Here is a 4,935-nt window from a genome sequence, read left to right as displayed (position 1 = left end):
TTTTTATTGAAATTTTCATATTAATTTACAACATTTTCAAGAGGCATAGCCTAAAATTTGAAATAGCTTAACTCCTACCGGAGAAAATATAGCTTTTTGTGGCTTAATCATTATATAGAATATAACGAAATTAAAAATAGAAAGTAAATTTGTATTTAGATTAATAAAAATCACAATTAATAATTTTGAATCGTAAGACATAATCCCAGCTTGGAGTAAGTATAATAAAAATAAATTAAATTAAATTAAAGAGGAATATCCTTTTATTTGTCGTAAATTAATTATAACCAATAAGAGGATATTTTACTGCTTCTTATTATCAATTTTATAACTTTAAAGATGCGATAATTTTATCACATGTAGCATCTCTTCCTAACTGCGTTACAAATGCTAAACCTGATATAACGGGTACATCTAACTTAATATTATTGGGTCTTATCAAAACAATAACATCTGGGTTTATAGTTTCAATATTCATAGTATAAACGCTAGCGCTTTCTACTTCTACATCAATCACCTTTTTAACGCAATATTCTTTAATATAATTTACTGCGGCCTCTAATTTATGTTGAGAAGTCACAGTTGCAACTAATATATTTTTTCATATTAACCTCCATTGTTTTATTTGTTATAAATTTCATATAAATTAATACCGTTTACAGAACAACATTATAGCTTTAATTTGTATACATAAAGTTAAGTATTATCTGTAGTATTACCGCAGTTATATAAGTAAAAGTGCTTGGTTATAAAAAAAATTTTTGATAACTAATTTTTATAGATATAATATAATAGGTGAATAAACAACTGCGGATGGATAAATGTATCAGTAATATGATTTGAGTAATTATAAATGGAGGAATGAATATTGAAAAAATATAGATATGCTATTTTTGATATGGACGGTACAATCACAGATTCTATGGCTATCTGGAAAAATCTTGGAAAGAATTATTTGATAAGTAAAGGAATTAAAGCTCCACCAAATTTATGCAAAATAATAAGCGCAATGTCTATGACAGAATCTGCGAATTACTTTAGAAAAGAGTTTGGAATCAGAGATTGCGTGAAGCAGGTTATTTCTGATGTGAATACATTAATTGAGGATAAGTACAAGTATGAAATGCCATTAAAACCATATGTGAGAGATTATCTTTCAAAATTAAAAAAGGATAGCGTAATTATGTGTGTGGTTACAGCTACACCAGTAGAACTAGCAGAGGTAGCACTAAACCGCCTTGAGGTGTTACAATATTTTTCTTTTGTGGTATGTTGTGATGAGGTTGGAATCGGGAAAAGTGAACCAGATAGTTATTATCTTGCTTTAAGGAAAATGGGAGCAGATGTATCTGATACTGTGGTCTACGAAGATGCTGATTATGCAATAAAAACGGCAAAAAAAGCTGGATTTTATACCATTGGAGTGTATGATGAAGCAGTAGGTAAATCAAAAGAAGAAATGCAGTTACTTTGTGATAGATACATAGAGTCTTTTGAATGTTTGTATTAAAGCGGAACACAACATAAGGGATTCCCAAACGGGGAATCCCTTAAAATACACCTAAATTAAAATAGTCGAAAAATATCCAATAGCCTAATAACTGAATCATTTTTTATATTTTTAAAGTTTTACAATATCTTTTTATAAAATTTGTTATCATACATTTCTTTTATTTTTTGCAACAAATAATAAACATATGAAAATAATAATTAACGAAATGACTAGTGTAGTGATAATTCCAGTATATTGACTTGCAAAACCATTTGAGGAAACATGTTTGATAAGAATTCCCAAATAAGCCCAAAATATAACTATCCCATAGGGGATATCTTTATTTCTTAGCGTTGTAGCCATACTAATAATAAGTCCAACTAACAATATAATTATTGTCCAAATCTGCTCAGATAAGCCCCAACCATTCCAGCCTAAACTAACAAGCAATGTGGCTGCATTAGCTATTGTTGCTACAGTAATCCACCCAAAATAAACGCTAAAGGGAAGTTTTACAAATAATTTTTCTTTTGAGGTTAGTTTTATTGAGTTTATTTTGATATTAATTTTAATTAAGCAAACTAGTAGTACTATCATTAAAATCATTGAAAGTGAAATAACTTTATATTGCCAGCTAAATATCCATGCCGCATTGGTCAGGGAAGATATAATAAAATAACCGCCAATAAGTTCAACTATAGTTTTAGTATCAGTCCCCTTAAAAAGTCCCAATTGATACACCACAAATCCAGCAAGCAACAGGTATATTATTCCCCATATGGCAAATGTGATGCCAGCAGGTGCAAATAGATTAGGATAGGAATCTGAAACTCCACCAGTTGTTATACCATTAATGGGTAAAATATTTGCTAAAGCATTAATAGTAACCATGAGAATAAAACTAATCACAGTGAAAGTTTTTAGAACTTTTATTTTTCTTACTTGTGACATTATTAAATCACCATCCAATTTTGTTATTATTTAAAATTTTAATTTTATTTAACTAACTTTTTCTATTAATGACACGATAATCATAAGTAGCATTAAATTTGATTAATAATTATAAAACTAAAATTCTATCTATTATTTAAAGTATTCAACTAAAAACAATTATATATTCAATTGGAGAAATTGTTTTATTTATTGCTTGATTTATTGCTTAAAATATAGCATTATAGTTAAGATTATAGAATTACGGTTACATAACTTGAAGTAGTGAATACTATGGAAAAGATAGATATAAATCATAGTACATTAAGAGGTGATATAAGTTGAAAATTTTTATCAAAAATAAGTGGAAATATTACTTATTACTTGTTCCCATAATAATTATAATAGTAATTGCAGCATATACAAACGATTATTATAGAGTTATGCCGGAAGTAAAAATTGTGTTGCATTCAAATGATAAGGTTGAATATAAAGGTTCACCTTGGATTGAATATACTGCTAAAAACAAAATAATTACGAAAGGTCTAATTATTTATCCTGGTGGGAAGGTTGCACCGCAGGCTTATGCACCTTTAGCTGAGAAATTAGCTGAATCTGGTTTAAAAGTTGTAATTGTACCAATGCCATTGAATCTTGCTGTATTTTCTCCTAATAAGGCAGAAAAGGTGATAGAAAAATATCCTAAAATTAGGCAGTGGTATATAGCTGGTCACTCCCTTGGAGGGGTTATGGCTGCACAATTTGCATACAAAAACCAAGACAAAATTAATGGCTTAATACTCTTAGCATCATATCCGCAGAAGAGTAGCAATCTATCATCAAGTGTTTTGAAAGTTTTGTCAATATATGGGACTAGAGACGGATTTGTTGGAAAGGATAAGATAGATGATTCTAAAAAACTATTGCCGAAAAGTACAAAATGGATTCCTATTAAGGGGGGTAATCATTCTCAAAACGGTTGGTATGGACTTCAGAAGGGCGACAATACAGCTACAATAACAAGAGAGGATCAGCAAAATATTATAGGTAAATCCATAGTTAAATTTATAAGCGAAAATTAAGGAGCAAATAACAAACATATTAAAATGTTAATTATTAATAATAAAGTAAAAGATTGGAGTGAATTTTATTAAAAATAAAAAATTTTCAATAGGGACGATATTTTTTACTGTGTTTTTAGATTTATTGGGATTAGGTATTATAATACCAATATTACCGGCTCTTTTACTTGACCCGGTGAATGGTATATTAAAAGTGACATATTCTTTTTCAACTAGAACTTTAATATATGGTTTTTTGATAGCCTCATATCCATTAGCACAGTTTTTTGGTGCACCAATTTTGGGCTCTCTGGCTGATCAAAAAGGTAGAAAAAAATTATTGCTATTATCCTTAGTTGGTACAGTTGGTGGATATGCAGTTTTTATACTAGGCATACTTTCGTCAAACCTTTATCTTTTATTCGTAGGAAGAATCATTGATGGTTTTACAGGAGGAAATATATCTATAGCGCAGTCTGCAATTGCTGATGTGAGCACTGATGAAACAAAATCTAGAAACTTTGGATTAATTGGAATGGCTTTTGGATTAGGTTTTATTATAGGACCATATATTGGTGGAAAGCTTTCTGATTCTTCCGTAGTTAGTTGGTTTTCTTACGCAACGCCATTTTATCTTACTATATTACTAGCAATTATTAATGTGGTTTTAGTATTTTTGAATTTCCCTGAAACATTAGTAATTAAAAGAGCAGTTAAAGTGAATTTATTTACAGGCTTTACAAATATTAAAAAAGCATTTACATTTAAAGATTTAAGAGTAATGTTTTTAGTGGTTTTTTTGTTAACAGTAGGATTTAATTTTTTTACACAGTTTTTCCAAGTGTTTTTGTACGGAAAGTTTAAATTCACTCAATCTCAAGTTGGCGATTTTTTTGCTTATATGGGTCTTTGGATAGCTATTGCACAAGGAGCAGTTTTGAGACCACTTTCAAAAAAGTTTAAGCCCGCAAAAATACTTAGCTATTCAATAGTTCTATTAGCAATAAGTTTTCCGTTTTTATTAATACCTAATCAAAGGGTATGGTTATATTTAATAGTTCCATTTATAGCAATATTTCAAGGCCTTAATCAACCGAATGGGACAGCTATTATTTCTAATTTAGTAGATAGAGATAAACAAGGAGAAATTCTTGGAATTAATCAATCTATTTCATCATTAGCACAGGCATTGCCACCTATTATTGCGGGTTTTGTAACCGCAGTTAATATTAATCTTCCAACCTGGTTTGCTGCAGGATCTACATTGCTTGCTTGGATAATATTTAAAGCTTTTTTCAAGGAAGGGAAAAATAACTGAGGAAGATATTAAACAAATAGTAAGATTAAGCCACAAAAAGCTATATTTTCTCCGGTAGGAGTTAAGCTATTTCAAATTTTAGGCTATGCCTCTTGAAAATATTGTAAATTAATATGAAAATTTCAATAAAAAAC

5 protein-coding genes are annotated in these 4,935 nt (G+C 29.3%); 3 read left to right on the top strand and 2 right to left on the bottom strand.

Annotated elements, in window-relative coordinates; all coding sequences use genetic code 11:
• Nucleotides 1-325 precede the first annotated feature (325 nt).
• Nucleotides 326-580 carry a PTS sugar transporter subunit IIB gene (locus KPL38_RS18160; RefSeq protein ID WP_216290544.1) on the bottom strand — a complete coding sequence of 85 codons (255 nt, stop codon included), beginning with the start codon at nucleotides 578-580 and terminating at the stop codon, nucleotides 326-328.
• Nucleotides 581-868: 288 nt separating this feature from the next.
• Here KPL38_RS18160 and KPL38_RS18155 point away from each other — a divergent pair, with 288 nt between their 5' ends.
• Nucleotides 869-1,510: an HAD family hydrolase gene (locus KPL38_RS18155; RefSeq protein ID WP_216290543.1), complete on the top strand. Its 642-nt coding sequence runs from the start codon at nucleotides 869-871 to the stop codon at nucleotides 1,508-1,510.
• A 147-nt stretch (nucleotides 1,511-1,657) separates the two neighbouring features.
• On the opposite strand, the gene KPL38_RS18150 is transcribed toward KPL38_RS18155, so the two are convergent.
• Complete coding sequence (locus KPL38_RS18150) at nucleotides 1,658-2,443, bottom strand: TspO-related membrane protein (protein WP_216290542.1); 786 nt, start codon at nucleotides 2,441-2,443, stop codon at nucleotides 1,658-1,660.
• 422 nt (nucleotides 2,444-2,865) lie between these two features.
• Here KPL38_RS18150 and KPL38_RS18145 point away from each other — a divergent pair, with 422 nt between their 5' ends.
• Both KPL38_RS18145 and KPL38_RS18140 read left to right on the top strand, forming a co-directional pair.
• A complete protein-coding gene (locus KPL38_RS18145; protein WP_216290541.1) occupies nucleotides 2,866-3,504 on the top strand; it encodes an alpha/beta fold hydrolase in 639 nt (212 codons plus the stop codon).
• Nucleotides 3,505-3,562: 58 nt separating this feature from the next.
• A complete protein-coding gene (locus KPL38_RS18140) occupies nucleotides 3,563-4,801 on the top strand; it encodes an MFS transporter (protein ID WP_216290540.1) in 1,239 nt (412 codons plus the stop codon).
• Nucleotides 4,802-4,935: the final 134 nt, after the last annotated feature.

Source organism: Clostridium psychrophilum (assembly GCF_018861705.1).
Lineage (GTDB): Bacteria > Bacillota > Clostridia > Clostridiales > Clostridiaceae > Clostridium_AD > Clostridium_AD psychrophilum.
This window is presented reverse-complemented; position numbering and strand designations above follow the sequence as displayed.

Coding starts and splice junctions, on each gene's coding strand:
- KPL38_RS18150 (WP_216290542.1), bottom strand. CDS start 2,443: ATGTCACAAGTAAGAAAAATAAAAGTTCTAAAAACTTTCACTGTGATT.
- KPL38_RS18145 (WP_216290541.1), top strand. CDS start 2,866: ATGCCGGAAGTAAAAATTGTGTTGCATTCAAATGATAAGGTTGAATAT.